Raw genomic sequence first — 26,246 nt, forward strand, 5'->3', positions numbered from 1 at the left:
TCCCGCGAACCGGATCGGTTCGCGGGAGCCCTTGTGCGACGCTGCCGGGGATCAGGCGTTGGCGGGCAGGCCCTTCTCGTCCGCTTCCGGCGTGGCGGTGCCTTCGAGCAGCTCACGGACGATCTCGTTCGCCTTGCGCACCTGGGGCGTGATCATCTTGATCTTGATCTTCCCGTCGTGCCCGAGGTTCCCTCCGACCTCGACCGTCTTGTCCTCACCGGGCAAGGGCAGGCCCTGGCAGCCGGTGAACTTCTTCTTCGGCGTGAGACCGGTCTGGAAGTAGGCGACGATCGGGTCGTCGACGCAGTCGGTGTTGTACGGGAAGATCCCGTGGCTGCCTTCGTTGTCGACGCTGATCATCTTGGCGCCCGGCAGGCCGTTCGCGGTGGCGAGCGCGCCCTCGTACGGCGTGGCCGCGTCGAGTTCGGTCTGCGCGATCAGCAGCTTCGGGAACGTCTTGGCGTCCGGCGCCGGCTTGGCGTTGGTGGTCGGCCAGAACGCGCACAGCGGCGCACCCGACAGGGCCATGATCGGCGCGATGAACGGCGCGTTCACCGTCAGGTCCGCCTGCCAGTAGGTCCAGTAGTGCAGGTTCTGGTTCCACTGGCCGTCCTGGCAACGGATCGCCTCGAACGCCGCGTCCCAGGTCTCGACCTCGGCGCCGCCCTGATAGGAGGCCTTGCGCTCGACCGAGTCCTTCTTCGCGATGGCCTCCAGCGCGTTGCCCTTGGCCTTGTTCAGGAACGCCTTGTTCGCGTCGGTCAGGCCGGGGGTGGCGAGCGCCTTCGCGACGACCTGCTCCAGCTTCTCCGCGTCGGTCCCGGTGGGCGCCGGTCCCTTCGCCAGCGCGGCCACCATGGAGGCCGCCGACGGATACTGGGTGGTGTCGTACATCGCCGGGATGATGAACCACGCGGCGTAGAGCATGCCCGCGAATTCCCGCGTGCCGCCCGCCTTCTCCCAGTTGCGGCGGATCTCCAGCGGGTCGGTGCCCGCCTTGTACTTGGCGTCGTTGCGCGCGACGTAGGGCAGCAACGCCTCCTGGAACTGGCGGTCACGGCTGCGCGGCTGCAGATCCCAGGTCTTCTCCAGGGTCGAGCGGCTCGCGTCGGTCGAGGAGTCGAGCAGGAAGCGGTGCGCCTTGCTCGGGAACGTGGTGGCGTACCAGGTGCCGAGCCACGTGCCGTACGAGTAGCCGATGTAGCTGGTCTTCTTCTCCCCGAGCAGCACCCGGATGAAGTCCATGTCGTACGCGGTCTGCTCGGTGGTGATGAACTTCGTCAGCGGGTTCTTCAGGCAGCCCTCGACCTTCGCCCGGCTGATCACGTTCTGATCCGTGCTGTCCGGCACGGTGTAGCTACAGGTCAGCGGGGTGCTCTGGCCGACGCCGCGCGGGTCGAAGCCGACGAAGTCGTACTGCGAGGCCAGCACGGGGCTGCGCATCGCCATCGCGGCGCCCCACGGGAGACCTTCGCCGCCGGGTCCGCCGGGGTTGACCAGCGCGATGCCCTGCCTGCCGGTGCCGGGGTAGGCGGTCCCGGTCTTGGAGACGCGGACGCCGATCGTGTTGCCGTCCTGCGGGTTGTGCCAGTCCCGCGGCACCTGGACGGTGGCGCAGGCCAGCCCCTTGACCTTCTTCAGTTCCGCTTCCGTCGCCGGCGCGACGGACGGGAACGAGCACTCGCCCCAGGCCACGGCCTGCTTGGTCAGCGCGCCGGCGAGCGCCGCGGTGTCCGGCTCGGCCTTGGCCGCGGGAGCCGCACCCGCGGCGGGGGCCAGCACCAGGCCCGAGGCCAGGAACGCACCGGCGACCACGGCCACCGTGCCTCTCCGCGTCTTTCTCGTACTACTGATCACCATGATCCCTTTCGACAGGAGCCCCCCGACGTCCGTACGTGAAGTAAAGACCGGTGATCAGCTTTCCCACACGGCCACGAGCTGGCGGATACCCGACATGGCGGGATCTCGACACGAACGGTCAGCTGGGACGCCAGGGCGATCACGCGTGCTCAGAGACGGAACTCGCGTGCCTGGAGGCGTAACTCGCGTGCTTGGAGGCCGCACACGTGAGTTACGCCCCTGAGCACGCGAGTTACGTGCTCAATCACGCGAGTTACGGCCCACGCGGGTGTGCGCGAGGCGTTCGGCGAACCGGCGCGCCGCGTCGAGATCGGCCGTGCCGGGGCGATTCCTGCCGATACCACCGACGAGCTTGAACGGGAGCCACGTGTCGAAGCCGCGGCACGAGAACGTGCCCACCACGTCGAACCCCTTGTGGCCGAGCAGCCGCGCCAGGCGGCGGAGGTAACGCCGGAACGGCGGTTCGGGCAGCCCGCTCGTGGTGAACACGAACGCCTTCCGCCGCTGTTCCCCCGGCAGCTCCTCGACGAACCGGCGCAGGCGCGGATGGAAGTCCATGCCGAAGATCCCCGAGCCGAATCCCACCAGGTCACAGGATTCGAGGTCGGCGGGCTCGATCCCCTCGGGGCTGACGACGCGGGCGCCGAGCACCCCCGCCATTGCTTCGGCGACCCTTTCGGTGTTGCCGTGCGACACCGAAACGCACACGATGACGACCTTCACGCCGATCCTCCACTTCGCCGGTCCTTTCCCTTAGGAACCGGGCAGCGGCGGAGAACGTGACATCACCCCTCGCGCAGGTGATCCCGCAGCTCCCGCGCCACGCGGGCCATCAGCACTTCGGCCTCCGGCTGGATCGCCGCCGGCACCCTGGATTCGGTCAGCGCGGCGATCGCGAACATCCCGCCGTCGGCGTGCTCGACCACTCCGACCTCGTGCCGCAGGTTCAGCACGGTGCCCGTCTTCGACGACCATTTCGTCGCGTCGGAGACGAAATCCGGGCTCAGCCGCTGACGCAGCAGGTTGAGCCCCATGAGCTCACGCACCCGCGCCGCCACCTCTTCGTCCACTTTGGACGGCTTCCACAGCGCTTCCAGCAGGTTCACGAACGCGCGCGCCGAACCGGAGCTCGCGCGCGTGACGTCGAGCTGCGGAACGGGATGGCCCTGCCCCGCCGTGCCCGCGTTGATCGCGAGCGCGTGCGCGAGGTGGACGTCGGCGGGGTCGAAGCGTTCGGCGGGGGTGTCGCTGAGATCCGCGGCCGGATGCCGCGCGGTGATCCCGGTGACGCCCCATTCGCGCGTCATCCTGGTGACCTCGGCGGGCGGCGTCAGCGCGAACAGCGCGTCCGCGGCGGTCTCGTCGCTGATGGCCATCGTCAGGTAGAGCAGGTCATCGATCGCCACCCTGGCCGGATGCCGGAACCGGGTCAGCCCGGTCGGCCCCGGCGCGGTGGCCCGCCCCGGCTCGACGTCGAGCGGCGCCGAGCCGTCCAGCTCGCCGCGCCGGATCCGCTCCAGGGTCGCCGCGGCGAGCGGGATCTTCACCAGCGAGGCGCTCGGGAACTCGAGGTCCGGATCGATGCCCGCCTCGTGGCCGGTCCGCAGATCACGCACGAGGAACGAACCCCGCAGGCCGCCGTCGCCCAGTTCGGCGCGCAGCCGCACGAGCAGCGTTTCCGTGTTCACGTCGTCTCCTCCGCGCCGAGACACCGGGCGATGTCCGGCCACAATCGTGCCCGGAGCCGCTGCGCGTCCTCGCCGGGCCCCACTGTGATCTCGAACCCGCGCACGAGCCGGATCTCGCCGATGGCCCGCCAGGCCAAGCCGAGCTCGGTGGCCTGCGCCGCCGAGCACAGCAGCAGATCGTCCGAACCGAACACGGCCGCGGCGGCCGCGGTGAGCGAATCGGCGACGGACACCTGCGCGGGCCGCAGCCCCACCGCGTCACGGATCCGGAAGAGGCGGTCGGCCAGATGCGGGACGTCGTCTTCCGGCTGGATCCAGACCCGGCGCGGCGCACCGCCGGACCGGCCGACCCGCAACGTTTCCAGATGGAGGACGTCCGCCCGCAGCCTGCCCACGCCCGCCAGCCCGAGCGGCACCTTCCAGGTGCCCTCTTCGCCGGGGACCGCGGTGAGCGCCGCCCGGACCTCCTGCGTGCGCACGAGTTCCGCCCGCTCTCGCGGCGGCGCCTGCCGGAACTCCAGGAAGACGTCCAGCGCCCGCGCCGCCGCGTCGAGTTCGGCGAGCTCGCGGACGGTGCAGGTTTCCGGCATCGCCAGCCGCATCGGCCGCAGCCTGGCGCGCCGCGCGTCGTGTTCCAGGGTGTCGGCCAACGCCACCAGCCGTTTCGCCGACGGCAACATGTCCCGCCCGAACGGGGTGAGCACGGCGCGCCGGGTGGAGCGGTCGAACAGCCGCTCGCCGAAATGCCGTTCCAGCGCGGCGATCCGGCGGCTCGCCACCGGCTGGGGGATGCGCGCGAGCGCGGCTCCGGCGGTGAACGTCCCGGCCTCGCTCACGCTCACGAACGCCCGGCAGCTCCCGATCAGGTCCACGACCACATACTATGCGCGATTCGCATGAAAGACGTCATTCGTGTCTTGGACAGCATGACCGGCGCTGGACAGACTGCGGACATCGAACGATCTTGAAAGGAATCACCGTGTCCGTCACCCCTCGCCGGTGGGCCGCCCTGCTGGCGCTCTCGGTCGCCTCACTCACCGCGTGTTCCACGCCCGCACCCGAGCAGCCGCCCGCCGCCACCCCGTCCGTGTCGACCGAACGACCGGACTTCGAAGGGCTCGAACGCGCTTACGGCGCCCGGCTCGGCGTGTACGCGGTGGACACCGCGACCGGCCGCGAGGTCGCCTTCCGCGCCGACGAACGGTTCGCCTACGCCTCGACCCACAAGGTGTTCAGCGCCGGCGGCGTCCTGCAGCGGACGCCGGTCGCCGAGCTGGACCGCACGGTGACCTACGGAAAGGAGGACCTGGTCACGAATTCGCCGGTCACGGAGAAACACGTGGCGACCGGCCTGCCGTTGCGCGCCGTCATCGACGCGACCCTCCGGTACAGCGACAACACCGGCGGGAACCTGCTCTTTCGCGAACTCGGCGGCCCCGAAGGACTCAACGCGGTGTTCCGCGGGATCGGCGACACGACGAGCCACGCCGACCGGATCGAACCCGAACTCAACGACACGGCGCCCGGGGACGACAGGGACACCAGCACACCCCGCGCCCTCGCCGTGAGCCTGCGTGCCTTCGCGCTCGGCGACGCCCTCCCCGAGGACAAGCGCAAGATCCTGGTCGACATGATGCGCGCCAACACCACCGGCGACCAGAACATCCGCGCCGGGGTGCCCGGGTGGGCGGTCGCCGACAAGACCGGCACGGCGGCCTACGGCACGCGCAACGACATCGGGGTCGTGTGGCCGCCGAACCGGGCGCCGATCGTCGTCTCGGTGCTCACCGAACGGCAGGCCAAGGAGGCCGAGATCGACAACAAGCTGCTCGCCGACGCCACCGCGGCCGCGATGAAGGCACTCCCCTGACCAGTCCCGCCGGGACGGACGACGATCCGTCCGTCCCGGCGGGATTCAGCGGCTCAGCGACGGCAGGGGTTGCCCGCCGGATGCGCCGAGGTTCCGTGCACGTCGGCCTGGGACTCCGCGAGCACGATCTTCGCGAGCGCGGTTTCCAGCGCGACGGCCTGCTGCTTCACGACGCCGTTCGCCACGGTCTGGCCGTTGAGCTTCAGCGAACCGATGACCAGCGGAATGGTCAGCGGCGCCGAGCCCACCGTGATCGACTCGCCGTTGATCTTCAGCGAGGCGACGTTCGAGCTGCCCGCGAGCACCGGCGCGAGCCCGCCCGGCGACGGCTGGCAGGTCGCGGTCGCCTGCGACTGGATCACGCCGAGCTCGACGGTCAACCCGAGCGTGCTGATCACCGTCTTGTCGATCTTGGCCGACGCCAGCGCGCGATCGCCCGCGGCCGGAGCCGCCGACTGGTCGTCCGGCGTGAGATCGGTCGACGCGGTGAGGACCTTGGTGTCCACCTTGATCAGGCCGGCGTTGAGCGTCGCGGCGGCGACGGTGCTGCTGTCGTCGGCACACGGCAGGTTCGCCGGGTTGGCCCGCGCCGCGGTCACACCGAGGACGTTCGCCGCGGTCCCCGTGCAGGAGAAGACGCCGTCACGGTCGTCGTCGACGATCGTGCCGACCCCGGTCGCGTCGAGGAGACCGGCACCCGACGGGGCCGACAGGTTCACCGTGAAGGTCTCGTCCGGCTCGTCGACCTTGTCCGGGGCGACCAGGACGGTCACCGGTCTGGCCGTCTGACCGGGCGCGAACGTGACCGTCCCGCTCGCCGCCGCGTAGTCGGCGGGCGCGGTCGCGGTGCCGTTGGCGGTCGCGTACTGGACCGTCACCGGATGGGGGCTCGGGCCGCCGAGCAGCGACACCGTGAACGTCGCCGGGACTTGCGCGCCACCGGAGCCCTCGCCGACCGTCACGTCGTTGATGGTCAACCCGAGCACGCGCACGGTCGTGGTCTCGACGTACCCGCGGGACATCCCGTCGACCTGGTAGTCCACGACGCACTGGTAGGTGCCCGGGGCCGCCCCGGCCGCCACCTTGATCGTCTCGGTGAACGTGGCGACCTGGCCGCTGGTCACCTTGACGCTGCCGGGATCGTTGGTGACAGTGAGCTGCGGGTCGCAGCTGGTCACCTTCGGGGTCACGGTGACCTCGATGGACTTGATGCCGTCCAAGATGGCTTGCGAGACCTGCCCGGCCGGGACGTTGTTCAGCAGGACGCCGCCCGTCGCCGAGGTGATGGCGGAGGCCTGCCCCGTGGCATCGAGTGCGCCGACGTTGACGGCGACCACGCGGATCTTCGCCGCCTGCAGCGCCGCGATGGTCTGGGCCAGCGTGTGCCCGCCGCTCGGATCGTGCGACGGCGCGTCGCCGAACCACGCGATGATGCGGGTGCCGTCCGGCCGGAAGGCGACCGCGCCGGTGGCCAGCTGGTAAAGCGCGTTCAGGTTCGCCTCGGGCGTGTCCCCGCCGCCCGCCGCCACCCACTGGTTGATCCCCGCCTGGACGGCGTTCGTGTCCCCGGTGATGCCCTGGTTGACCTTGAACGGCACCGAATCGGTGAAGTCCTTGTACTCGGCGACGCCGAACTGCGCGGTCGGCTGCGCGGCGAGCACGTCACCGGTGATGGCGCTGGCGTTCGACCGCACGTTGCCGATCGGGCCGCCCATGCTGCCCGTGGTGTCCGCGAGCAGGACGAGGTCGGGATTCGGCGGCACGGCCGAGGTCGTCACGTTCTTGGTGACGGTTTTGCTCTGCCCCGCGTCGAGGGTGAGATCGACCGTGGCCGGGTCGACTCCCGGCGGGGCCGCGGCGGCGACCGCGGTGGACGCGACCATCGCCGTGACGGCGGCCAGGACGACGAGTAGTGGTCTTCGTGACATGGACTTCCCTCCGCTGCCCCGGCCGGAGCCGGAATTCCTGTGGGCTGCCTGAGAAAGACGGAATATTTCGCATTTCGTTAGCGCGAGACCCGGGCTTCACCCAAAGCGCCCTATGTCAAGGCATCCAATGGGCTGTTACCGCGAATCCGGGCTACGCGGACCAGGTCCGCATTGCACCGTCCAGCCGACGAACCTTCGGCACCTCTCACTCTTCCGCGTGAGAGGTGCCGAACGTTCCTGCGTTTTCCGTGATCGCCGCGCCGGACGCCCACCGGTGAACAATCACCGAATGTCGCAACGTGGCCCGCCGATCGATACCGCGGCGAGACATCGGGCCGCGTCGGGGCACCCGGTCAGTAAACGCACTGGATGATCGCGTCGTCCAAGCGGACGTACTTCGCCGGCCCGCCATTGTTGCCGTAGATCGGCTGGAGATAGACGGTACCCGCGCCGTTCAGATTGAGATTGGACAGCGTGATGGGCTGATATTCCGCCCAGTCGTCGATCCACTTCACGGTGTGGGCGATTTTCCGCCAGCCATTGGGATCCCAGATCTCGAGGCCGACGTTCGCTCCACCACCGACCGGGTCGGCGTAGATGGCGGCGGCACAGTTCGATCGATTCGACGGGAAACTGCTGAGCGACTTCGCGGTCCTCATCGCCGACCAGCCCTTGTCCGCGAAGAGCCAGCCGTTGTTCTGAGGCGTCCGCGCCACTCCCATGCCGATGTCGAACCAGGAATGCCCGTCACCGCCTTGGATTCCCCGCTCCCAGACACCGAAGGGATTCGATTCGTAACCGTCGGACCATTGCGTGATCCCGGCCTGCGCCGTTCCCGCGAGCCCCAGGAGCACCATCGAGAACACCGACAGTACGGCGAATGTTTTCTTGAACACGAGAGTTCCCCCTCTTCGTGCGAAATGAACCCCGTCAGGGGACCAAAATGCACGACGAGAGCACAAGGTACCTTCGCGCGCACAACCGACTGCCTCTAAGTACCGCCCTATGGAGGGGATCAGGCGAATCCACTACGCCACGTTCGCCTTGCCCCTCGCTAACCGAGATCGGCGGGCCGCGTCCTCAGCTTGGCGGCGATCCGGGCCAGCGCCCGCTGATCCTCCGCGGTCAACGGGTCGAGGACGAGCTCCCGCACCGAACGGACGTGCGTCGGCGCGGCCGCGGCGACCACGTCGTAGCCGTCGTCGGTGAGCACGGCGAGGGTGTAGCGGCCGTCGGCGGGGTCCGGCGTCCGCTCCACCCAGCCGCGCTGCTCGAAGCGTTTGACCACATTGGACAGACGAGAGAGCGAGCCGCTGGCGAGGTAGGCCAGCTCGCTCATCCGCAGCCGCCGCTCCGGGGCCTCCGAAATATGACTGAGGGCGAGGTACTCGAACAGCGTCAGCCCGGCGTCGTGCTGCAGTGGCGATTCGAGCCGCCCCGGCAGCAGGAGAACGAGGGAGACCAGACCGGTCCAGGCCTCTTTTTCGGCAGGGGTCAGCCACAGTGCTTCGTCCGGGTCCGGGGTGGCCATGGCGGAACCTTACCCACTTCACGCGTGAAGTGAAATCGTGTTAGCTTGACTTCAAGCATGAAGTCAAGGAGAGGATCCACCATGACCCAGCCGGAGTTCTTCGCCACGCCCGGATACGGCGACCGGCAACTGGCCGACATGCGCTACAGCCAGGCGGTGCGCGTCGGCGATCGCATCGAGATCTCGGGGCAGGGAGGCTGGGACGACGACTGGAACTTCCCCGAGTCGCTGGAGGAGGAAATCGTCCAAGCCTTCGCGAACGTCGCCCGCACCCTCGCCACCGCGGGCGCCACTTGGCGCGACGTCATCTCTGTCGACTCGTACCACGTCCCGGAGGTCCCCGGCTTCATCGGCGAGACCCACAACCGCGTGATGGTGGCGCAATTCCGCGAGCACATGGGCGACCGGGCGCCGATCTGGACCGAGATCGGCGTCCCCGCCCTCGGCGCGCCGAAGATGCGGGTCGAGATCAGGGTCACCGCGATCGCCGGGAACGCCCGCGTGTGAACCCCGCGCTCCTTGGGTACCCCATCACTGCGCCCATGCTCTTGGCCCAGCTGGGAAACCCGCTAAGGAGAACGCGTGGGTATCACGAAAACACGACAGGCTTACGAATTCCCCACCGGCATCGCCCCACCGCTGAGAGCGGTCCGGGCTTGGCTGCGAGAGCAGCTGAGCGAGATCGGAAGCACCACCATCTCGGACACCGAGTTACTGACCACGGAACTGGTCACCAACGCGCACGAGCACGCGGACGGCGTCGCCGAGCTCAGGGTCTCCGTCCCCTCGGGCCGGGACGTCGTCCGCGTCGAAGTCGACGACCGCCGTCCGCGGCTGCGGCCGCGCCGCGTGCTCAAGGACGACCCGACGAGCCCCCACGGACGCGGGCTGGCGCTGGTCGAGGCGATCAGCACCGACTGGGGCGTGGACACGGGCGCGGGATTCAAGACGGTATGGGCGGAGATCCCGGTGCTCTGACACGATCATCGCGTGACCGCCCAGCGCAGCACCCTGGTCGCGCCGATGCCTCGGCCGGGTGACCACGTTCGTCTCGTCTCCCCCGCCAGCTTTCCGAGCCCCGAGCTGGTCGCCCGGACCAAGGCGGTGCTGGAAAGCTGGGGACTGGTAGTCGAGATCGGGGCGCACGCGCTCGATCGGCGAGGCTTCCTGGCCGGCCGGGACGAAGACCGGCTCGCCGACCTCGACGACGCGTTCCGCGATCCCGCCGTCCGCGCGGTGATCGCCACCCGGGGCGGAGCGGGCGCGTACCGCATCGCCGACGACCTGGACTTCGCCGCGGTCCTGGCCGATCCCAAGCCGATGATCGGTTTCAGCGACATCACCGCCCTGCACCTCGCGCTCTGGCGGCACTGCGGACTGGCGGGGATCCACGGTTTCCTGGTGGGCGACCGTTCCGCGGCCGCGACCCGAAGGCTGCTGATGGACGGCGAACCCGCGGTCCTGCACCGCGATCCGCGGGCCATGACCATCGCGGCCGAAGTGCCCGGCACCGCCGCCGGCGACCTCGTCGGCGGCAACCTCGGCACCGTCGCCCACGCGGTCGGCGTCGGCCTGCCCTCGCTGTCGGGCGCCATCCTGTTTCTCGAAGCCGAGCGGACGATGGGCCTCGGCCAGATCGATCGCCAGCTGACCCAGCTGATCCGATCGGGCGCGCTCGACGGCGTCCGCGGGATCGCACTCGGCCGGTTCCCCGGGTTCGAGGACTTCAGCGATCGAGGCTGGACGCTCGTCGATGTCTTCAAGGACCGCCTCGGCTCCTTGAACGTGCCGGTACTCGGCGGAATCGACGTCGGCCACGGCCCCGATCCGCTGTCGCTGCCGCTGGGACCGGCCGCCGTCCTGGACACGGACGCGGGAACGCTCACCGTCGAACCGGCGGTGCTCTGAACTACTTCGACTCGACCCGGCCCAGCGGATCCGGAGCCGCCGCCAGCTCCTCGCAGGCCGCCTGCCAGGCGGTGTCGCCCGGGTAGAGCTCGGAGCGCAGGTAGGCCCCTGTGAGGCGCCCCACCGCGGCCACGCGCCCGGGGTTCTCGTCCGTCGTCTCGGCGACGTCGTAGCCGGACACCCCGCCGAGCCCGTGCTCGGCGCCGAACAGGGTGAGCAGCGTTTTCCGGCCCGGCGAAAGGAAGTACGGGTCGGTGTGCCATTCCGGGCCCCGGACCGTCAGGTGACCGGAGGCGTCCTGATCCCCGGCGACGACGAGCGCGGGGGTCGTCATCGCGGAGAAGTCCGTGCTGAGAAAGAAGGGATAGTTCTCGGCCACGAAGCCGGTGACGGCGTCGCCGCCGCGGCCCGGCGCGGCGAGCAGGACACCGGCCGAGATCCGCGGCTCGGCGAGGCGCACTTCCTCACCGCTGCCAGGGTCGGTGTAGCGCGCCCCCAGCAGAAGGCTCGCGGTGTGCCCGCCCATCGAATGCCCGGCCACCGCGACCCTCCTCTGGTCCAGCTTGCCGCGCAGCAGCGGGACGGCGTCCTCGATCTCGTCGAGCCGGTCGAGGATCCGGATCATGTCCTCGGCCCTGGACCGTTGGTACAGCGGTGCTTCCGGGTCACCTGGCGGCAGGTTCAGCGTCCGCGAGCTCAGATGGGTCGGCTGGACGACCGCGAACCCGTGCGCCGCCCAGTGATTCACGAGCGGGGCGTAGCCGTGCAACGACGAGAGATGGTTCGAAGGTCCCTGGCCGTGTGACAGCAGGATGATCGGCAGCTCCTTTCCGGTCGCCGGCACGGAGATCCGCAGCCGCAGGTCCACGGCCCGGTCCGGCGTGGACAGCTCCACCGGGGCGATCGAGATCACTGGCGTGCTCATGTGAACTTCCTTCACGAGTTAAGCGGAACACTGTTCCACAAACATACGGAGCAGTGTTCCGCTTTGTCAAACGCCTCTCGCCCGGTCCGCGAGGGCCCTCGCGAGCGCGGCGACCTCGGCCGAGAGCCCGGTCCAGTCATCGGAAGCCGCGCCGAGGTAACCCGCTCGCGCGCGCTCCAGCAGCGCACCGCCGCCGACCATCGCCGCCGCGGCGTCCTTCGAGACGATCCGGCCCGTTTCGACGGTCGCGACGATGCGCGCGAGCGTGAGCAGGACGTTGCGTTCGTCGCCTTCGATCTCGGCTAGGAGGCCCGGGATGACACCGAGTGCCGCATCACGGAGCAGATCCGGCGGCACCGGGTCGAGCACCTCCGCGAGCGCGGGGCCGAGCAGGACCCGGTGCGCCGCATGGGCCGTGGCCGCGAGGATCACGACATCGGGATCGTCCACGGGCCCGGGAAGACAGCCCTCGACGAACTCTTCCCGAAGCCATTCCCCGCATTGGAAGTCCCGACGAGCCGGTGGACCCCCGGCCACGATCCCGGTCAGCTCGATCGGACGCCGGTCCACGGCGTCGGGAAAGCGGCCGGCGTGACCACGCCAGCCGGAAAGCCGCAGCAGCAGCGACACCAGGGCTGCGCGTTCTTCTTCTGCCAGCGACCGGCGGGTGACCAGCAGTAGGTCGACGTCACTGTCCGGTTTGAGCCCGCCCGCCGCGGCGGAACCGTAGAGGTACAGCCCGAGGACGCCGCCGGGATCCTCACGGTCGAGATGGCCCAGCAGGGGCTCGATGCGCATGCCTCAACGATCACCCACTACGCAAGGTGTTTCCGTGCCCAGCCGGCGAAGCCGGTGAGCGGCAGGCCGAGGTCCCGCGCGAATTCCGGACGCCCCGGCTGGCCGATCACGTTCAGCCACTCGTGCGAGGCACCCATCGGCGGCATCCCGGCGGCGACCGCCTGCTCGACGGTCATGTCCGGGGCGGTCAGCCTCGTCCCCAGCACATCGGACAGGACGTCGGCGATCTCGGCCATGGTCAGGAAGTCGCTCGCGAGCTCGAGTTCGACGCCGGTGAACCGCTCCGGTTCGGCGATGGCCGCGGCGGCGGCGGTACCGATGTCGTCGACGGCGGCCAGCGAAAGGGACGTCGAGGGCTTGATGACGCTCACCAGGCCGCCGTCCACCCCGCGCGGGAACAGGAATTTCATGTCGGGCAGGAAGTTCTCCATGAAGAAGCCCGGCTTGAGCAGTGTCCACCGCGGGAAGCCCGCCTCCCGGAGGTGGTCCTGGATCGCCGCCTTGGCACCCAGCGTCGGCTCCATCGAGGACCAGCGGCCTTCGGCCCATCCGTCCGCCTCGACATGTTGCCCGGCCCCGGAGACGGAAGTGTGCACGAACTGAGGCACCCCGGCCGCCTTCGCGCCCTCGATGAGGTTGACGCCTTGAGTCACCTCGCCGGCGAAATCGAAGCCGTCCTCGTTCACCGCCGGCATCTGCACCGAGAACACGGCGCGAGCCCCCTTGGCCGCGCGGATCACGGAGTCGACGTCGTGAAGATCGCCGACGACGAGTTCGGCGCCGAGCGCTTCGACGGCCTTCGCCTTGGCCGGGTCGCGTACGAGCGCTCGGACGGGGACGCCCGCCGCGAGCAGGGCGCGGGCGGTCGCCCCGCCCTGCCTGCCGGTGGCGCCGGTGACCAGAACAGGTGCTGCGGACATGATGACTCCTTCGGTCAGCTAAGTGGCGGGGCCCGCCACTTATCGTCCGCTACAATATGGCGGGCCCCGCCACTTACGCAAACACCGAGGTGAAGCCATGTCCGACGGTCAGCGCGCCGACGCACGGCGGAACTACGCGCGTATCCTCGCGGTGGCCGAGGAAGAGGTCGCGGCCCACGGCTCCGGCGCCTCGCTGGAACAGATCGCCCGCACCGCCAACGTCGGCTCGGCGACCGTCCGCCGCCACTTCCCCACCCGCCGGGCGCTGCTCGAGGCGGTCTCCGCGAACCGGATCGCCGCGTTGTGTGCCCGCGCCGCCGAACTGACCGGCGAGGACGACAGCCGGAAAGCGCTCCTGACCTGGCTCGACGAGGTCGTCGTCTACTGCGTCTCCGCCCGTGGCCTGGCGGCCGCGCTGTCGTACGACGGGCCCACGCACGAGAACTCCTGTTCCAACGCCATCGAGGACGCCGGGGAACCTCTCCTGCGGCGGGCCGCACAGGACGGCGCGGTGTCCCCGGAGGTCACCGTCGCCGACCTGATCACGCTGATCGTCGGCATCGTCCTGGCCACCGAGCACCACCCGGATCCGGCAGCCCGGGCGGACCGGCTGTTCCGGCTGGCCGTGGCGGGGCTGAGCCTCCGGACGTGAAAAGGGCCGGAGTGGTCGCCCACTCCGGCCCGGCACGGATTCCGCCTACCGGGTGCCGCGGCGGCCCGATGAGACCACCGCCGGCACCGGAGCACCGTTGATCACGAACTGCGACCCCGGCTCACGGACGATGTCGCCGTTCGCGGAGTTGCTGATCGCCACGTTCGTCAAGGTCGCGCTGCCACGGGCGCCGCTCATCGCGAGGATGCCCGCGCCGTTGTTCGACTTGTCGATCTTGACGTTGGTGAGGGCCGCGGTCACGACGCCGCCGCCCGTCTTGAACTGGACACCGTCGTAGGTCGAGTCGTGGATCTCCGTGTCCCGCAGCACGACCCCGGGGATGTCCTTGCCCTGCGCGAAGAACGTGATCGCGCCGAACTCCTGCTGTTCGCCCCAGAACACGCCGCCGCAGCGGTACAGGGCGTTGTTCGCGATGAGGGTCTCCCCGGAGAACGGCAGCGGATCGTGATCCGTCGCCAGCATGATGCCCGGGTAGTTCATCGTGTCGTGGACGATGTTGTTCTCGATCTTGTTGCCGTAGCCGCCGTAGACCGCGATCCCGTTGGCACGCCACGGAAGCTGGATCGTGTTGTTGGCGAACACGTTGTCGTGCGCGATGTCCTGTGAAGGGTCCTTCACGTACTGGTTCGCCCACACCGCGAGCGAGTCGTCACCGGTGGTGCGGAAGGACGAGTTGAACACCTTCGAGTTCCGTGTGCCGTTGGTGAAGTTGATGCCGTCGGCATAGGTATTCCGGATCCTCATGCCGCTGAACTCGAGGCCGTCGCCCGGACCCCAGAGCGCCGGGACGTTGCTGTAGTCCCGGCCGACCCACGCGCCGACGTTGGCGTGCTCGATCCACACGTTCGTGATCTTCGTGCCGGTGCCGAACCGGCCGTTGAGCCCGACGCCGCCTTCCGCGCCGCCGTCCCCGCCCCGGATCCGGCCGGAGCCGAAGATGGCGATGTCGGAGATCTGCGTGTTCTTGTCGATGTCGAAGCCGAAGTTGCCCTCGTGCGGATGGTTGATACCGCCCGCGTTCTGCGGCTCGATCAGCGAGTACAGCTGCGAATGCCACATGCCGGCGCCCCGGATCGTCACGTTGGAGATGCCGACCTGGTTGTACTGGCCGCCGCCGTTGGGCACGTTCGGGTCGTCGGTCAGGATCTTCTTCTCCTGCCGCCACTGCCCCGCCGGGATCCAGACACAGGCGATCACACCGTTCTGGTCGTCGGTCACCGCGCGCTGGATCGCGGCCGAGTCGTCGTTCCCGTCATTCGGCACCGCGCCGTACTCCGTGATCGACGTGCAGTTCGCGGGTTTCTCCGCCGCCGGGGCGACCTGCTCCAGATCGATGAGATCCACGATGTAGAACGCCGCATTGTCACCACTGTCCCGCTGCAGCTTGAACTTCGTGCCCGGCGGATACGACCGGGACAGCAGCGCGTGCGACTCGTCGAACAGCCGCCGCGCGTTGGCCTGCGGGGTGTTGGTCAGGCCTTCGGGGTCGTCGGTGCTGCCGTAGAGCCAGCTGTGCTTCGACGACAGCGTCAGCTTCTGCGCGAACGTCCCGTTGACGTAGAGGCTGATGGTCGCGTCCTGCCCGCCACCGCCGGGGGCGTCCGGGATGGAGTTGCGCACGACGATCGAGTTCGCCTCGTTCGCCGAGGTGAACTCCACGTACTGGCCCTGATTCGCCAGCCGCACGGATTTGCGGCCGGAGGACTCGGTCGCGAAGTTCGTGTGGCCGAAGGTGCGCAACGGGTCGGCCTCCAGCAGTTGCCCTTGGTACTGCGCGGCTTCCGCCTCGTACTCGACGTACGGGACGGCCGCGCCGCGACCGACGACGATCGCCCGCGAGAGGCTGTTGTTGGACTCGTTGGTCTCCGTGACCACCCCGGTCGCGTCGGCCGTCGCGGTCAGGGTCGCGCCACCGTCGGCGGCGGTCCAGGTGCCCGAAATCGCGACGTTCGCGGTGGCCCCCGCCGCGATCGCCCCGGTGGCACCGGTCAGTGTGGTGCCGCCGACGGCCAGCCGCGTCACCGAAGCGTCCGCGCCGCTTGTACCGCGGTTGTGCACCGCGACGGTGAAGGACACCGCCGCACCGGCCGCCGGATTGGGCGGGGTCGACGTGATGCCGGTGACCTCGAGGTCCGGCCCCGGCGCCTGCGCGACGACCAGCGGGGTCGGCGAGGTGTAGGTGTTGTTGGTTTCGTTCTGCTCGGCCACCGTGCCCGCCGGATCCGCGGTCGCGGCCACGGTGTACGTGCCCTGTGGACGCGTTCCCGCGTCGACGGTCACCGTCGTGGACGCGCCGGCGGCGAGTGCCCCGACCGCCGCTTCGCCGACAACGGTGCCGCCGAGGCTGACGTTCACGGTCGTGGCCGCCGCGTTCGCGGTGCCGGTGTTCTTCACCGTCGCCGAGACGGCGAGCTTGCTGGTCTCGGTCGGATTCGACGGCGTCCACGCCGTGCCGGTGACGACGAGGTCCGGATTCGGCGCGGGAGTGCCGATCACCTGGAATTCCGCGACCTGCCCGCCGGGAGCGCCGGAGTTGGCGAAGAACTGCAGGCGTACGTCCGAAGCGCGTCCGCTGACCGACACGACCACCGAGTTCTGGTTGGTGGCCGGGTCGAAGCGGTGGTCGGCACGCGCGGAAAGCGACGTGAACGCGGTGGCGCCCTGCGCGCGGCCGAGGATCTCGAAGTTCTGCGTCCGCGCACCCCAGATCGCGTCCGGGTTGAGCTTCACCACGACCGAGTCGACCTCCGCGTCGACCCCGAGTTTCACCGTCAGCGAGTTCGGATAGCCCGCGGCGGACTCCCAGTACGTGGCGGTGTTGTTGTCGTTGGCGTTGGCGGGGACGAACGAGTGGACCGCCGAGGTGGCCTCGATCGGTTTGCCCGCCGCCAGGTTCGCGCCCGCGCTCGTCCCGGAGCGTACGACGTGGTTGCTGTCGCCGGACTCGTTGCCCGCCGCGTCCTTGGCGCGCACGAAGTACTCGACCCGTGTCCCCACGGGCCGGGTTTCGGTGAACGTGGTGCCGGTGATCGTCGTGACCGGCGTGCCGTCGCGATAGACGGTGTACCCGGTGACCCCGACGTTGTCCACCGAGGGCGACCAGGTCAGCCGGATCTGGCCGGCGGCGGGCTCGGTCAGCGCGAGATTCGCGGGCGCGCTGGGCGCCTGGGTGTCACCGGTGTCCGGTCCGTACAGCTCGAATTCCGACAGCTGCGCGGCGGGCCACCGCGTGTTCGCGGTGATCTGCAGCCGCACGTAGCGGGCCGACGCGGTCATCGGGATCGTGACGGTGTTGACGCCGGGCGCGAACGCGTAGCCGGTCGGCGCGGCGAGGTCGGTGAACGCGGTGCCGTCGGTGCTTCCGCGCACGGCCAGCGTCTGGGTGCGGGATTCCCAGCCGGACGGCAGTTTCAGCACGATCCGCGACAGGGATTTGGCCGACCCGAGGTCGGCCTGGATCCACTGCGGGAACGCGTTGTTGGCGGATTCCCAGTAGCTCTCCCGATTTCCGTCGACGGCGTTCGCGACGGGGTAGCCGGGCAGCGCGCTGCTCGCCGACACCGTGCGCGTCAACGGCACCTCGGCGAGCGCCGCCGGGCCGGGTGGGGCGGCGGGGTCCGGTGGTGGCCCGCTCGCGGCGGAGGCGAAGGAGAGTCCGGCGACGGAAAGCCCCGTGACCAGGAGACCGGCGACGATCCGGGACAGGCGCATACGTGTCATGGCGTCTTCTCTTCTTTGAGACGGCGGGGAGGGAGCCAGAGCCGTACGAGCATGCAACAACCCGGAGACGAAATGCAAGAAGTTGACTTCTTTCCGAAAATTTGCGACAGCCAGCTGTCAGCCGGATTACGCCTCGGGCAGCGGCACGCTTGTTCTCCCAACCCCGCTTCTCTTCCGCGCGACAAGGGAAGGAGCGATTACATATTCCGCAGTTCTGGTGCACAGCTGTACACTCAACGCAGGCGAGCCGCGTGGAGGTCGAACCCTGATGGACGTGACGAAAACCTTGAGGTCAGCACTCACCGGGACGACGACCGAGTCGAGGTCCGCCGTCCGGGAGCTGCGACGGGAGACCGAAGACCTCGTGGCGCGCCGTGCGGGCCGGACGGCGAACCGGCTGACCGAACTGGGCGAGCGGCTCGCCGATCTGGTGCTGGTCTCGGGGAGCAGGCTCGCGACCCTCGCCGATCGGCACAGCAAGCCCGCGGGCGAGGGCGTGCGCCGGGAAGCGGGCCGGATCGGCGAATCGGTGGAGCGGTTGTCCGTGACGCTTTCGGACCGGGCCATCCTTCTCGCCGAAGAACTGCTCGACCCGCGACCTCCCAGGAAACGCCGGCGTCGATAGGCGATCGGCCACGGTTCGTACCGATGTCGCCGGGTGGGCAGGCGGATGGGACCACCAACGGCCAGAACCCGCGTAGGTACCAAAGTGGCACATCGGTGCCACCGGCACTCAGATGCCGAAAGCGCGGGTCCCCTGCCGCCCGGCGCCGCCTTCTCCCGTCTTTAGTCGCTATCAACCGCCGTATCCGCTTGCCTAGCATGGGAAAACCGGTATCGGATCCGGCCGGGCGATCCCTGGTGATCCGCCGTGGCCGTAAACGGGTGACCCGTCGCTTTCCCGTTCCTTTCCCTGATTCCCCTGCATTGGAAGGCACCCATGCGCATCCGAGGTCTCCTCACCGCCCTGCTGTGCGCGGCCGGGCTCACGACGGTCGCGCCCGCCGCCGACGCGGCCCCCATCATCGACGGCGAATACGCCCAGTCCGGCCCGTGGGCGGCCATGATCGAACAGAACGGCGAGCAGTGGTGCTCCGGTTCGATCATCAGCGCCCGCTGGGTGCTCACCGCCCAGCACTGCATCGACGAACCCGGGGCCGAATACTCCGTCCGGGTGGGCGACGTCGACCACCAGGCCGGCACGTACGCCGCGGTGGCCGACATCTACACCCCGTCCAGCGGCGCCGACATCGCACTGTTGCAACTGGACCGCTCGGTGACCACGACGTACGCGTCCCTCGGCACCTCCGTCGCCGTCGGCGACACCGAATACGTTTATGGCTGGGGCTACAACGAAGACGGCGATCTGCAGCGTTACCTCAAGGTCGCCCGGATGACGGTGACCAGTGTCGGGAGTGGACTGATCAAGGCCCGCCGGGGCAACGGGTTGACCAACGGCGGCGACTCGGGCGGGCCGGTCTTCGTCGACGGCAAGCAGGTCGGCGTGCACATCGCGGGCAACAAGGTGGACAGCTCGACGCACACCGCCATCTCGGCGAACCGCACCTGGATCCGGAACACCTCGGGGGTCTAGGTCCGAACCGGTCCGGGAGCGGTCGCGCCACCGCTCCCGGACCGCTGAGAGGCAGGTGGGAAGTGGCATCGACGACTCCGGACGGGCTCGGCCCGCAGCTGGGCAGACTGGGCCTCGGCGAGACCGCCGCCCGGATCTACCGGCGGATGCTCGAAAGCGCGCCCGTCAAGGCCGAAGACCTGGCCTGGCGGGAGGACGACGCGGAGAACGTCGAGCTGGCGCTGAAGGAACTGGCCGACGCCGGCCTCGCGGTGTCGTCCGGAGTGGACGGACGCGAATACCTCCCGGCGAACCCCAGTGAAGCGCTCACCGCGTTGACCACGCGAAGACAGGCCGAACTGCACGACGCGCGGCTCGCGGTCCAGACCGCATACCGCGCCTTCAGGCGGGCTCATTCGGGGATGCCGAACGCGCAGGACCTGCTCGAAGTGGTCACCGGCGACGCCATCATCCCCCGGCTGCAGCATCTCGCGACCACGGTGCGGCATCAGGTGCGCCGTCTCGATTCCCCGCCCTACTTCACCGGCGGCCGCCGGAATCTCCTGGAGGAGGAGCAACTGCGGCGCGGGATCGGCTACCGCTGTGTCTACAGTGGAGCGTCGTTCGGCGATCCCGGCTATCTGGCCGCGAACATCCTGCCGTGCCTGCGAGCCGGCGAGCAGGCCCGGCTGCTGCCCGAACTCCCGGTGAAGCTGACGCTGTTCGACGACCGTGCGGCCACCATCGCGCTGACCATTCGCGAGGCCGATCACAACCAGTCCATCGTCATCGTGCGCCCCTGCAGTCTTTTCTCCGCGCTGGAGGGACTGTTCGAGACGTCCTGGGCGGCCGCGCTCCCGATCGACCGGCGGGGCCGGACGTCCGGGCAGCCGATCCGGCCGGTCGAACGGGAACTGCTGCTCCTGCTCGCCGCCGGGCGCAAGGACGACGAGATCGCCGCCGAGCTCGGCGTCAGCAGACGCACCCTGTTCCGCTATCTCGAGAACCTGATGGACCGCGCGGGCGTGTCCAGCCGGTTCCAGCTGGGAATCTTCGCCGCGCACAACGACTGGCTCTGAGAACCGACCGGCCGACCATTGTCGGATCGCCTCGCTGACCACGGCCCGATTGCTCATGGTCGTTATGAACGTGCTGGGTGCCGGGCGTTGGTGAGGTGTTGGCTCGGTCGCGGCACAACGGGGTACGGAGCGGGCGGCGGTACGCGTTCTCGCTGAAGGTGTGGTCGGACTTCATCATCGGTCTGTCGCCCAAGAGCGGGCGCGCCAGTCAGTCAAGCCCTCATCGAGCCATTGCTCGACGACGCGCCGCCAAGGGTCGTCCGGAGCAGCGTGCTGCACGTCTTCCCAGTTCATCTGGGCGGTTTCGTCGTCGATGAAGAGCGCGTCAACGTACTCATCGAACGTATCCGCGACGGTGGCCAGGACAGTGCGCTCCCTCAGCCCCGTCCACCGTGGCAGCCCCTGCACGAAGGCGACAAGTCGCCCGGTGTTCTCCGGGCCGAGATCGAGGAACAACGTGTCGTTGCCACCACTACCAGCAATCGGGAGCAGCCACTCCATCGAGATGTGTTCAGCCAGCCACCAGTCTTTTCTCCGCCGGCATTGGCCGAGGAGCGTGCTGTAGCCATACTCACCACGCTGGTCCCTGCCGACCTGGTACAGCTCGGTGAACCCGACGACCTCTCCAGCGTCGCCGGGAGGTACGCGGATGTCGTACTCCAACCGGCCACCGTTGGCCAGTCCGATGAAGGCTCGGTAATCGTCCGGAAGTCGGCCGATCTCGCCTTCAAGCGCTCGGAGTTCGTCAGGATGCACACCCGTGAACGGGCCGAACATTACCCGCCCCCGGTATCGGCGCATCAACTTGTCATCCATCACGCGATCATCCCAGCATCTGCTGGCCGGCAATCGTTCACCCCAAGAGCGACCGCGCTACAACGTCGTCAAGCTCCACGCCGGACGTCGCCGCCGGACATGACCACCGTTCTCTCGGCTTCGACAGGTGTGTCAGCCAGTGAATGCGGGTCGCTCACCCGGCCGGGGTCACCCGGATGGACCTTCCCCGCTGCGGCGAACGCGCCGGAAGCGGATGGTGATCTTGGAAGGAGGGCGGAATCATGGGGAATCACCGACACCACACCGGCACGGCGTCACTCCGGATCGCCACCGCCGGCCTGCGGGTGTTCGCGGTCGTCGTCGCGATCGCGGCCTGCGCCTGGCTCGCGCTCTGGCTCGCGTTCACCCTCTGAGACCCGCCGGTCCCGGCTGGGATTCGGGCGGGCTCTCGGGTTCCGGCACCGGGCGGTCCGGTCCCGGATCGGGGACCCGTTCGGGCACCCCGGGGTCCGGGACCGGCTCCGGCCTGCCCGGGTCGGGCACGGGTTCGGGAATACCGGGATCCGGCGGCATGGGGTCCGGCGGCGCCGGAGGCGCGGTCGTTCGAGGACTCGTCATCGCACTACCTCCTGATCACGCCACTACCCGATGCGCCACCGGCCGAAACGGTCCGTTAGCCCGTATGGGTGGCGATCCAGTCCGCGATGACGTCCGCGCGGGAGGTCGTCTCGATCCCGGCGTGCGGGCAGTCCGGCCCGGTGGCCTCCAGCGACACCAGTGCGCCGCCCGTGGCTCCGGGGACGAAGTACGGCGCCCCCGAGTCGTAGGTGCAGGCGCTGGTCGTGATCGACGGCGCGGCGCCGCGGACGCCGACCGTCGTCGGGGCCACCGTCGCCACCTGCACGGTGCCTTGCTGCATCCGGGTGGCCGGAGCGGGATTCGTGGCGGTCAGGCTCCCCCAGCCCGCCAAGGTCAGCTGCTGGCCGACCTTCGGGAGCACGCGGCTCACCGTCAGCGGGGTCACCGTCGTCACCGGGGTGTCCAGTTTGATGAGGGCGACGTCGTTTTCCTTCGCCTGCAGCACTTCGGTCGCCTTACGGGCCACACCCGATTCCACCGCCTCGTCGACCAGGCCCAACGTCACCATCGTCGGATACGGCATCTTGCCGGCGACCCGCTTGCGGTGCGCGTCGTGGAAGCAGTGCCCCGTGGTGACGACCCAGCTCGGCGCGACCAGCGCGCCCGTGCAGTAGCTGCTGTAGGTCGAGCCGTCGGGGCGCGGGATCTTCGTCATCGCGATCTTCGCGACGAACCCGAACCGCCCCGGTGGGACATCGGTGCCGTGGGCGACGTCCGGCGCGGCGAGCGCGGCCGGAGCGGTGGTGATGGTCAGGACAGCAGCGGCCAGCAGGGCGCGCAGACGCAATTTCTTACCCTTCGTCGATGAGGTGATCCGAGGCTAGGACCCCCTGCCCGACAAGGGGAATTCCCCGACCAGGTGTCACCCGATGGCACGCCTGCCGCCGATCGGTCCCGCGCGGCGGGCGAGCCAGTGGCGATAGGGGAGGCTGGTTTCGGTGTCGGACCGGTAAGCCGCCTCGGCCGCCGCGATCAAGGCGTCGGTGTCCCCGCCGAAGGCTCCTTCCGCGCTCCACGCGATCAGATACCGCATCCACAGCGGATCCCCCGCGAGGGGCCGGATCGCGATCCCCGGTGAAGCGGGAAAGCTGACCTGGCACGGGGAAATCGCCCGGCCCGCCGCGATCAGGCGTTGCAGTGGGCGCAATTCCGTGCTCCGGTGCGCGACCTGTGGCCGGAATCCCGCGCGGGCACAGGCTTCTTCGAAGCACTCCGGCCACCCGGCGCCGTCGGACGGCCCGAGCACCCACCGTTCCCCGGCGAGCTCGGCGAGGTCGATCTCGGCGCGGCGGGCGGCGGGATGATCCGCGGCGACCGCCACGAACACCGGCTGCGTGGCCAGCGGCCGCGACGCCACCCCAGGGGCCTGCGGCAGGAGATGGCCGGGATAGTCGGCGACGACGGCGGCGTCGAGTTGCCCACCGGCCACGAGATCCAGCAGCCGCAACGGCGAGAACTCGGTGGTCACCGAAACCGCTTGTCCCCGGCCGGAATCACCGAGCCGGTCCGCCAGCTCGACGACCATGGACCCGCCGATCCCACCCAGCGCGACAGGACGTTTCTCGCCTTCCGCCAGGAAACGCGCCGCGTCCCGGTGCATCGTGTCCGCCGCGGCGAGGACGGCACGGGCGCGGGCGAGCACGCATTCGCCGAACGCCGTCGGGAAGACGCCGTCCCGCCCCCGGACGAACAAGGTTCCCCCGAACGCGCGCTCGATCCGTTGCACGGCGGCGGTCAGCGCGGGCTGGGTGCTCCCGATCCCGATCGCCGCGCGGGTGATGCTGCCCGCGTCCGCGACGGCGCACACCACTCGCAGATGACGTAACTCGACGTCCATCACGCGGACCTTATGGCCACTTGGGATGTGCCGGAAGCCGTCGAAAGTCGGGATCGTTTTTCGTACTCCCCTCCTCCCCTCCCCGCAAGGAGTACGCATGCGACGCGTCTGCCTCATGGTCGCGCTGACCGCCGTCCTCGTCGCCGGGTTCGTTCCCGCGACGGCGTCGGCGGCTCCCCGGTTCACGACGTCGATGGAAGCCTTCGAGCCAGGAGGAACCATCACCCGGGTGGACGTCACCCGGCCCGTTTCGGACCGGGCCGCGGCGACACAGCGGATCGCCGCCGCGGTGACCCCCATCGAGACCAACGGCCCCAGCGAGACCACTTTCGACCTGGTCTTCGTCGGTGACGGCTACACCTCCACGCAGCTGGGCACCTATTCGCAGCACGTGCGCTCCAGTATCGCGGCGCTGTTCTCCATCGAGCCGTACAAGGGCTACCGCAAGCAGTTCAACCTCTGGCAGGTCGACGTCGTCTCGCCCCAGTCCGGCATCACCAACGACCCGACCCAGGGCATCCGGCGCAACACCGCGCTGGGCTCGTACTTCTGGTGCGGCGGTATCGAACGGCTGTTGTGCGTCAACGAAACCAAGGCGAACCAGTACGCCGCGGCCGCGCCGGACGTCGATCAGGTCATCATGCTGGCGAACACCACGAAGTACGGCGGCGCCGGCGGCGGGGTCGCGACGTCGTCCGGCGGCAACATCCAGGCCAGCCAGATCGTCGCCCACGAACTCGGGCATTCCATCGGCGGGCTGGCCGACGAGTACGACTACGGCACCTGCGACGCCAGGGAACCCCGGGAGCCCAACGCTTCCGCGCTCACGGCCCAGCAGATGAAGGACCGCCAAGCCAAGTGGTACAAGTGGCTCGGCAAGCCCTCCCCCGACGGAGGCACGGTCGGTGCCTTCGAGGGATCCCGCTACTGCAAGACCGGGATGTACCGCCCCAGCGTGAACTCGCTCATGCGCACCCTCGGCCAGCCGTTCAACCCGCCGAGCACAGAAGCGATGATCGCGGGCTTCCACCGCGAAGCCGCCCATCGGCACTGAACCCTCGTCATGGCCTCCGGACCGGGCCGCCGGCGTGACCGGCGAGCCCGGTCGCCATGTCGCGCATGAAGCGGCGGAGGTACCAGCGGAAGATCCACGCGCTCCCCTTGCCCACGCGATACGTTCCGTGCCAACGGATCCGCGTTCCACCACCGGGTGTTTCGCACAGCTCGACCGAGGCCTGGTAGTCCAGCATCACCGGAACGTCCACGCCCTCGTAGGAGAACCGGCGTTCCGGGTCGAGGGCGGTGATCCGCTCCTTGGTGACCGTCTTGCCGGTACGAAAGGCGCGAACCGCGCCGACCCCGTCCCGGCCGTCGGTGGAAAGTCCTTGTGACGCGGCGACTTCCAGGGAACCGATGCGCGACCAGACCGGCCAGCTGCGGGCGTCCAGCAACAGGGCCCACACCGCGGCGGGCGGCGCCGGCGATTCGGCGGTGACGTCGTACGACTGCATTCCACTCACAAGGCTCACCCTAGGAACGGCCGGACGGGGCCACCATGCGCCGGATTGCGGCGCGGTGATCAGGAATTGCGGTATTCCGAGGGCCGCGATCCGGTGTGCTTCAGGAAAGCGGCCGACAGGGCGCCGGGAGTGGCGAACCCGCACCTTCCCGCGATGGCGGCGATCGGGAGATCGGTGCTCCGCAACAACCTTCGCGCCTCCTCGATCCGGAGCCTGCCGAGGAAACGGTGTGGTGTCTCGCCGGTCTTCTCCTTGAAGACCCGGATGAAGTGATAGACGCTCAGATGTACTCCGCCCGCGATTTCGGCGACGCTGAGCGGATCGGCCAGCCGGTCACGCATCACCGCGACGGCGGCGCGGACACGGTCGTCCTCCCGGCCCGCGCTCGGCGGGCCCGGCTTCCGCGCGTGGCGGGTGAGCAGGTGCACGGTGAGGAAGGCGGCCGCGGATTCGGCGTAGAGGTCGTCGTCCTCCCTCGCGTTCCCGACCGCCCGGACCAGCTCGTCGAGCAGCGGATCTCCCCCGGCGACGGACGCCGCCATCGCCTCGTGGTCCACCGCGCGGCCGCCCAGCCGCGCGGCGACCGATTCCACCGTGGTGCCCGGGATGTGCACCTGCAGGCTGCGCATCGATTCGTCCCCGCGATAGCGACGCCGCAGGGGCCTGCCGGGAACGGCGAGTTCGAGCCGTCCCCATTCGTGCCGGCTCCAGCGGCCGTCGCCGCGGGTCTCCATCACCGCCCGCCCGGAAAGCGGCAGGACGAGATGCAGATCCGCGACGGCGGGCAGCCGCATGTCCTCCGCCACGGGAACGTGCTCGAACCGCTGGACGAGCAGCGACTCCCAGCCGGAATCCTCCCAGCTGCAATAGGTCCGCCGGACATAGCGGGACATGTCGAAACCGGTGTAGGGCTGAAGGTCGAATCGCTCGGAATCGAACACCACGGCTTCGAGGCTAGCTTGTCTCTCTCAAGGCGCGCGCGTGTCCGCACCTACCAGCC

27 protein-coding genes are annotated in these 26,246 nt (G+C 69.4%); 10 read left to right on the plus strand and 17 right to left on the minus strand.

The window, feature by feature from the left end; all coding sequences use genetic code 11:
• Positions 1–51: 51 nt before the first annotated feature.
• The 4 genes from MJQ72_RS11325 to MJQ72_RS11340 form a co-directional block, all read right to left on the minus strand.
• The gene (locus MJQ72_RS11325; protein ID WP_240599162.1) at positions 52–1,821 is read right to left on the minus strand and encodes an alpha/beta hydrolase; all 1,770 of its coding nucleotides are present in this window, start codon (positions 1,819–1,821) and stop codon (positions 52–54) included.
• Between the two features lie 279 nt (positions 1,822–2,100).
• Entirely contained in the window at positions 2,101–2,583 is a 483-nt protein-coding gene (locus MJQ72_RS11330) for a flavodoxin family protein (RefSeq protein ID WP_240599163.1), read from the minus strand.
• A gap of 62 nt (positions 2,584–2,645) precedes the next feature.
• Positions 2,646–3,548 carry a serine hydrolase gene (locus MJQ72_RS11335; protein ID WP_240599164.1) on the minus strand — a complete coding sequence of 301 codons (903 nt, stop codon included), beginning with the start codon at positions 3,546–3,548 and terminating at the stop codon, positions 2,646–2,648.
• Positions 3,545–4,426 (minus strand): LysR family transcriptional regulator, encoded by an 882-nt coding sequence (locus MJQ72_RS11340; RefSeq protein ID WP_240599165.1) that lies wholly within the window; start codon positions 4,424–4,426, stop codon positions 3,545–3,547. Before MJQ72_RS11340 ends, MJQ72_RS11335 begins: the two co-directional genes overlap by 4 nt.
• Positions 4,427–4,527: 101 nt before the next feature.
• Here MJQ72_RS11340 and bla point away from each other — a divergent pair, with 101 nt between their 5' ends.
• Complete coding sequence (gene bla / locus MJQ72_RS11345) at positions 4,528–5,418, plus strand: class A beta-lactamase (protein ID WP_240599166.1); 891 nt, start codon at positions 4,528–4,530, stop codon at positions 5,416–5,418.
• Between the two features lie 53 nt (positions 5,419–5,471).
• Here the strand turns inward: bla and MJQ72_RS11350 are convergent, their stop codons facing one another.
• The 3 genes from MJQ72_RS11350 to MJQ72_RS11360 all read right to left on the minus strand — a co-directional run bounded on the left by MJQ72_RS11350 (position 5,472) and on the right by MJQ72_RS11360 (position 8,877).
• Positions 5,472–7,346, minus strand: coding sequence for a Calx-beta domain-containing protein (locus tag MJQ72_RS11350; RefSeq protein WP_240599167.1), 1,875 nt, complete (start codon positions 7,344–7,346; stop codon positions 5,472–5,474).
• Positions 7,347–7,699: 353 nt separating this feature from the next.
• Positions 7,700–8,242: a hypothetical protein gene (locus MJQ72_RS11355; RefSeq protein ID WP_240599168.1), complete on the minus strand. Its 543-nt coding sequence runs from the start codon at positions 8,240–8,242 to the stop codon at positions 7,700–7,702.
• Between the two features lie 158 nt (positions 8,243–8,400).
• Positions 8,401–8,877 (minus strand): MarR family winged helix-turn-helix transcriptional regulator, encoded by a 477-nt coding sequence (locus tag MJQ72_RS11360; RefSeq protein WP_240599169.1) that lies wholly within the window; start codon positions 8,875–8,877, stop codon positions 8,401–8,403.
• 81 nt (positions 8,878–8,958) lie between these two features.
• Here MJQ72_RS11360 and MJQ72_RS11365 point away from each other — a divergent pair, with 81 nt between their 5' ends.
• From MJQ72_RS11365 to MJQ72_RS11375, 3 genes are all read left to right on the plus strand, one after another.
• On the plus strand, positions 8,959–9,384 hold the full coding sequence (locus tag MJQ72_RS11365) for a Rid family hydrolase (protein WP_240599170.1): 426 nt from the start codon (positions 8,959–8,961) through the stop codon (positions 9,382–9,384).
• 75 nt (positions 9,385–9,459) lie between these two features.
• Entirely contained in the window at positions 9,460–9,855 is a 396-nt protein-coding gene (locus MJQ72_RS11370) for an ATP-binding protein (protein ID WP_240599171.1), read from the plus strand.
• A 12-nt stretch (positions 9,856–9,867) separates the two neighbouring features.
• Positions 9,868–10,785, plus strand: coding sequence for an LD-carboxypeptidase (locus tag MJQ72_RS11375; protein ID WP_240599172.1), 918 nt, complete (start codon positions 9,868–9,870; stop codon positions 10,783–10,785).
• Between the two features lies 1 nt (position 10,786).
• On the opposite strand, the gene MJQ72_RS11380 is transcribed toward MJQ72_RS11375, so the two are convergent.
• The 3 genes from MJQ72_RS11380 to MJQ72_RS11390 all read right to left on the minus strand — a co-directional run bounded on the left by MJQ72_RS11380 (position 10,787) and on the right by MJQ72_RS11390 (position 13,428).
• Positions 10,787–11,710 carry a chlorophyllase gene (locus MJQ72_RS11380; protein ID WP_240599173.1) on the minus strand — a complete coding sequence of 308 codons (924 nt, stop codon included), beginning with the start codon at positions 11,708–11,710 and terminating at the stop codon, positions 10,787–10,789.
• Between the two features lie 66 nt (positions 11,711–11,776).
• Positions 11,777–12,508: an aminoglycoside adenylyltransferase domain-containing protein gene (locus MJQ72_RS11385; RefSeq protein ID WP_240599174.1), complete on the minus strand. Its 732-nt coding sequence runs from the start codon at positions 12,506–12,508 to the stop codon at positions 11,777–11,779.
• Between the two features lie 17 nt (positions 12,509–12,525).
• Positions 12,526–13,428 carry an NmrA family NAD(P)-binding protein gene (locus tag MJQ72_RS11390; protein WP_240599175.1) on the minus strand — a complete coding sequence of 301 codons (903 nt, stop codon included), beginning with the start codon at positions 13,426–13,428 and terminating at the stop codon, positions 12,526–12,528.
• A 97-nt stretch (positions 13,429–13,525) separates the two neighbouring features.
• Here MJQ72_RS11390 and MJQ72_RS11395 point away from each other — a divergent pair, with 97 nt between their 5' ends.
• Positions 13,526–14,080: a TetR/AcrR family transcriptional regulator gene (locus tag MJQ72_RS11395; protein WP_240599176.1), complete on the plus strand. Its 555-nt coding sequence runs from the start codon at positions 13,526–13,528 to the stop codon at positions 14,078–14,080.
• 45 nt (positions 14,081–14,125) lie between these two features.
• Here the strand turns inward: MJQ72_RS11395 and MJQ72_RS11400 are convergent, their stop codons facing one another.
• Positions 14,126–17,821, minus strand: coding sequence for a CARDB domain-containing protein (locus MJQ72_RS11400; protein WP_240599177.1), 3,696 nt, complete (start codon positions 17,819–17,821; stop codon positions 14,126–14,128).
• A gap of 268 nt (positions 17,822–18,089) precedes the next feature.
• Here MJQ72_RS11400 and MJQ72_RS11405 point away from each other — a divergent pair, with 268 nt between their 5' ends.
• From MJQ72_RS11405 to MJQ72_RS11415, 3 genes are all read left to right on the plus strand, one after another.
• Positions 18,090–18,446 carry a hypothetical protein gene (locus MJQ72_RS11405; protein WP_240599178.1) on the plus strand — a complete coding sequence of 119 codons (357 nt, stop codon included), beginning with the start codon at positions 18,090–18,092 and terminating at the stop codon, positions 18,444–18,446.
• 315 nt (positions 18,447–18,761) lie between these two features.
• Positions 18,762–19,415: a trypsin-like serine protease gene (locus tag MJQ72_RS11410; protein ID WP_240599179.1), complete on the plus strand. Its 654-nt coding sequence runs from the start codon at positions 18,762–18,764 to the stop codon at positions 19,413–19,415.
• Between the two features lie 62 nt (positions 19,416–19,477).
• The gene (locus tag MJQ72_RS11415; RefSeq protein WP_240599180.1) at positions 19,478–20,473 is read left to right on the plus strand and encodes a LuxR C-terminal-related transcriptional regulator; all 996 of its coding nucleotides are present in this window, start codon (positions 19,478–19,480) and stop codon (positions 20,471–20,473) included.
• Between the two features lie 174 nt (positions 20,474–20,647).
• Here MJQ72_RS11415 and MJQ72_RS11420 read toward each other — a convergent pair whose 3' ends face one another.
• On the minus strand, positions 20,648–21,289 hold the full coding sequence (locus tag MJQ72_RS11420) for an SMI1/KNR4 family protein (RefSeq protein ID WP_240599181.1): 642 nt from the start codon (positions 21,287–21,289) through the stop codon (positions 20,648–20,650).
• Positions 21,290–21,531: 242 nt separating this feature from the next.
• On the opposite strand from MJQ72_RS11420, the gene MJQ72_RS44610 reads away from it, so the two are divergent.
• Positions 21,532–21,663 carry a hypothetical protein gene (locus tag MJQ72_RS44610; protein WP_255355316.1) on the plus strand — a complete coding sequence of 44 codons (132 nt, stop codon included), beginning with the start codon at positions 21,532–21,534 and terminating at the stop codon, positions 21,661–21,663.
• Here MJQ72_RS44610 and MJQ72_RS11425 read toward each other — a convergent pair.
• The 3 genes from MJQ72_RS11425 to MJQ72_RS11435 form a co-directional block, all read right to left on the minus strand.
• Positions 21,653–21,868, minus strand: a complete 216-nt coding sequence (locus MJQ72_RS11425; RefSeq protein ID WP_240599182.1) for a hypothetical protein — start codon at positions 21,866–21,868, stop codon at positions 21,653–21,655. The genes MJQ72_RS44610 and MJQ72_RS11425 overlap by 11 nt on opposite strands.
• A gap of 55 nt (positions 21,869–21,923) precedes the next feature.
• Positions 21,924–22,676 carry a trypsin-like serine protease gene (locus tag MJQ72_RS11430; RefSeq protein WP_240599183.1) on the minus strand — a complete coding sequence of 251 codons (753 nt, stop codon included), beginning with the start codon at positions 22,674–22,676 and terminating at the stop codon, positions 21,924–21,926.
• A 75-nt stretch (positions 22,677–22,751) separates the two neighbouring features.
• Positions 22,752–23,726 (minus strand): LysR family transcriptional regulator, encoded by a 975-nt coding sequence (locus MJQ72_RS11435; RefSeq protein ID WP_240599184.1) that lies wholly within the window; start codon positions 23,724–23,726, stop codon positions 22,752–22,754.
• Positions 23,727–23,823: 97 nt separating this feature from the next.
• Between MJQ72_RS11435 and MJQ72_RS11440 the strand changes: the two genes are divergently transcribed.
• Positions 23,824–24,780, plus strand: coding sequence for a M64 family metallopeptidase (locus MJQ72_RS11440; protein ID WP_240599185.1), 957 nt, complete (start codon positions 23,824–23,826; stop codon positions 24,778–24,780).
• Between the two features lie 7 nt (positions 24,781–24,787).
• On the opposite strand, the gene MJQ72_RS11445 is transcribed toward MJQ72_RS11440, so the two are convergent.
• Both MJQ72_RS11445 and MJQ72_RS11450 read right to left on the minus strand, forming a co-directional pair.
• Positions 24,788–25,237, minus strand: a complete 450-nt coding sequence (locus MJQ72_RS11445) for an SRPBCC family protein (RefSeq protein ID WP_240601301.1) — start codon at positions 25,235–25,237, stop codon at positions 24,788–24,790.
• A 68-nt stretch (positions 25,238–25,305) separates the two neighbouring features.
• Positions 25,306–26,190 (minus strand): helix-turn-helix domain-containing protein, encoded by an 885-nt coding sequence (locus MJQ72_RS11450; protein WP_240599186.1) that lies wholly within the window; start codon positions 26,188–26,190, stop codon positions 25,306–25,308.
• Between the last annotated feature and the right edge of the window lie 56 nt (positions 26,191–26,246).

It is taken from the genome of Amycolatopsis sp. EV170708-02-1, from assembly GCF_022479115.1.
In the GTDB taxonomy this organism is placed as follows: Bacteria; Actinomycetota; Actinomycetes; order Mycobacteriales; family Pseudonocardiaceae; genus Amycolatopsis.

Coding starts and splice junctions, on each gene's coding strand:
- MJQ72_RS11395 (WP_240599176.1), top strand. CDS start 13,526: ATGTCCGACGGTCAGCGCGCCGACGCACGGCGGAACTACGCGCGTATC.
- MJQ72_RS11385 (WP_240599174.1), bottom strand. CDS start 12,508: ATGCGCATCGAGCCCCTGCTGGGCCATCTCGACCGTGAGGATCCCGGC.
- MJQ72_RS11360 (WP_240599169.1), bottom strand. CDS start 8,877: ATGGCCACCCCGGACCCGGACGAAGCACTGTGGCTGACCCCTGCCGAA.
- MJQ72_RS11390 (WP_240599175.1), bottom strand. CDS start 13,428: ATGTCCGCAGCACCTGTTCTGGTCACCGGCGCCACCGGCAGGCAGGGC.
- MJQ72_RS11425 (WP_240599182.1), bottom strand. CDS start 21,868: ATGACGAGTCCTCGAACGACCGCGCCTCCGGCGCCGCCGGACCCCATG.
- MJQ72_RS44610 (WP_255355316.1), top strand. CDS start 21,532: ATGGGGAATCACCGACACCACACCGGCACGGCGTCACTCCGGATCGCC.
- MJQ72_RS11365 (WP_240599170.1), top strand. CDS start 8,959: ATGACCCAGCCGGAGTTCTTCGCCACGCCCGGATACGGCGACCGGCAA.
- MJQ72_RS11445 (WP_240601301.1), bottom strand. CDS start 25,237: ATGCAGTCGTACGACGTCACCGCCGAATCGCCGGCGCCGCCCGCCGCG.
- MJQ72_RS11350 (WP_240599167.1), bottom strand. CDS start 7,346: ATGTCACGAAGACCACTACTCGTCGTCCTGGCCGCCGTCACGGCGATG.
- MJQ72_RS11440 (WP_240599185.1), top strand. CDS start 23,824: ATGCGACGCGTCTGCCTCATGGTCGCGCTGACCGCCGTCCTCGTCGCC.
- MJQ72_RS11435 (WP_240599184.1), bottom strand. CDS start 23,726: ATGGACGTCGAGTTACGTCATCTGCGAGTGGTGTGCGCCGTCGCGGAC.
- MJQ72_RS11405 (WP_240599178.1), top strand. CDS start 18,090: ATGGACGTGACGAAAACCTTGAGGTCAGCACTCACCGGGACGACGACC.
- MJQ72_RS11420 (WP_240599181.1), bottom strand. CDS start 21,289: ATGGATGACAAGTTGATGCGCCGATACCGGGGGCGGGTAATGTTCGGC.
- MJQ72_RS11410 (WP_240599179.1), top strand. CDS start 18,762: ATGCGCATCCGAGGTCTCCTCACCGCCCTGCTGTGCGCGGCCGGGCTC.
- MJQ72_RS11400 (WP_240599177.1), bottom strand. CDS start 17,821: ATGACACGTATGCGCCTGTCCCGGATCGTCGCCGGTCTCCTGGTCACG.
- MJQ72_RS11380 (WP_240599173.1), bottom strand. CDS start 11,710: ATGAGCACGCCAGTGATCTCGATCGCCCCGGTGGAGCTGTCCACGCCG.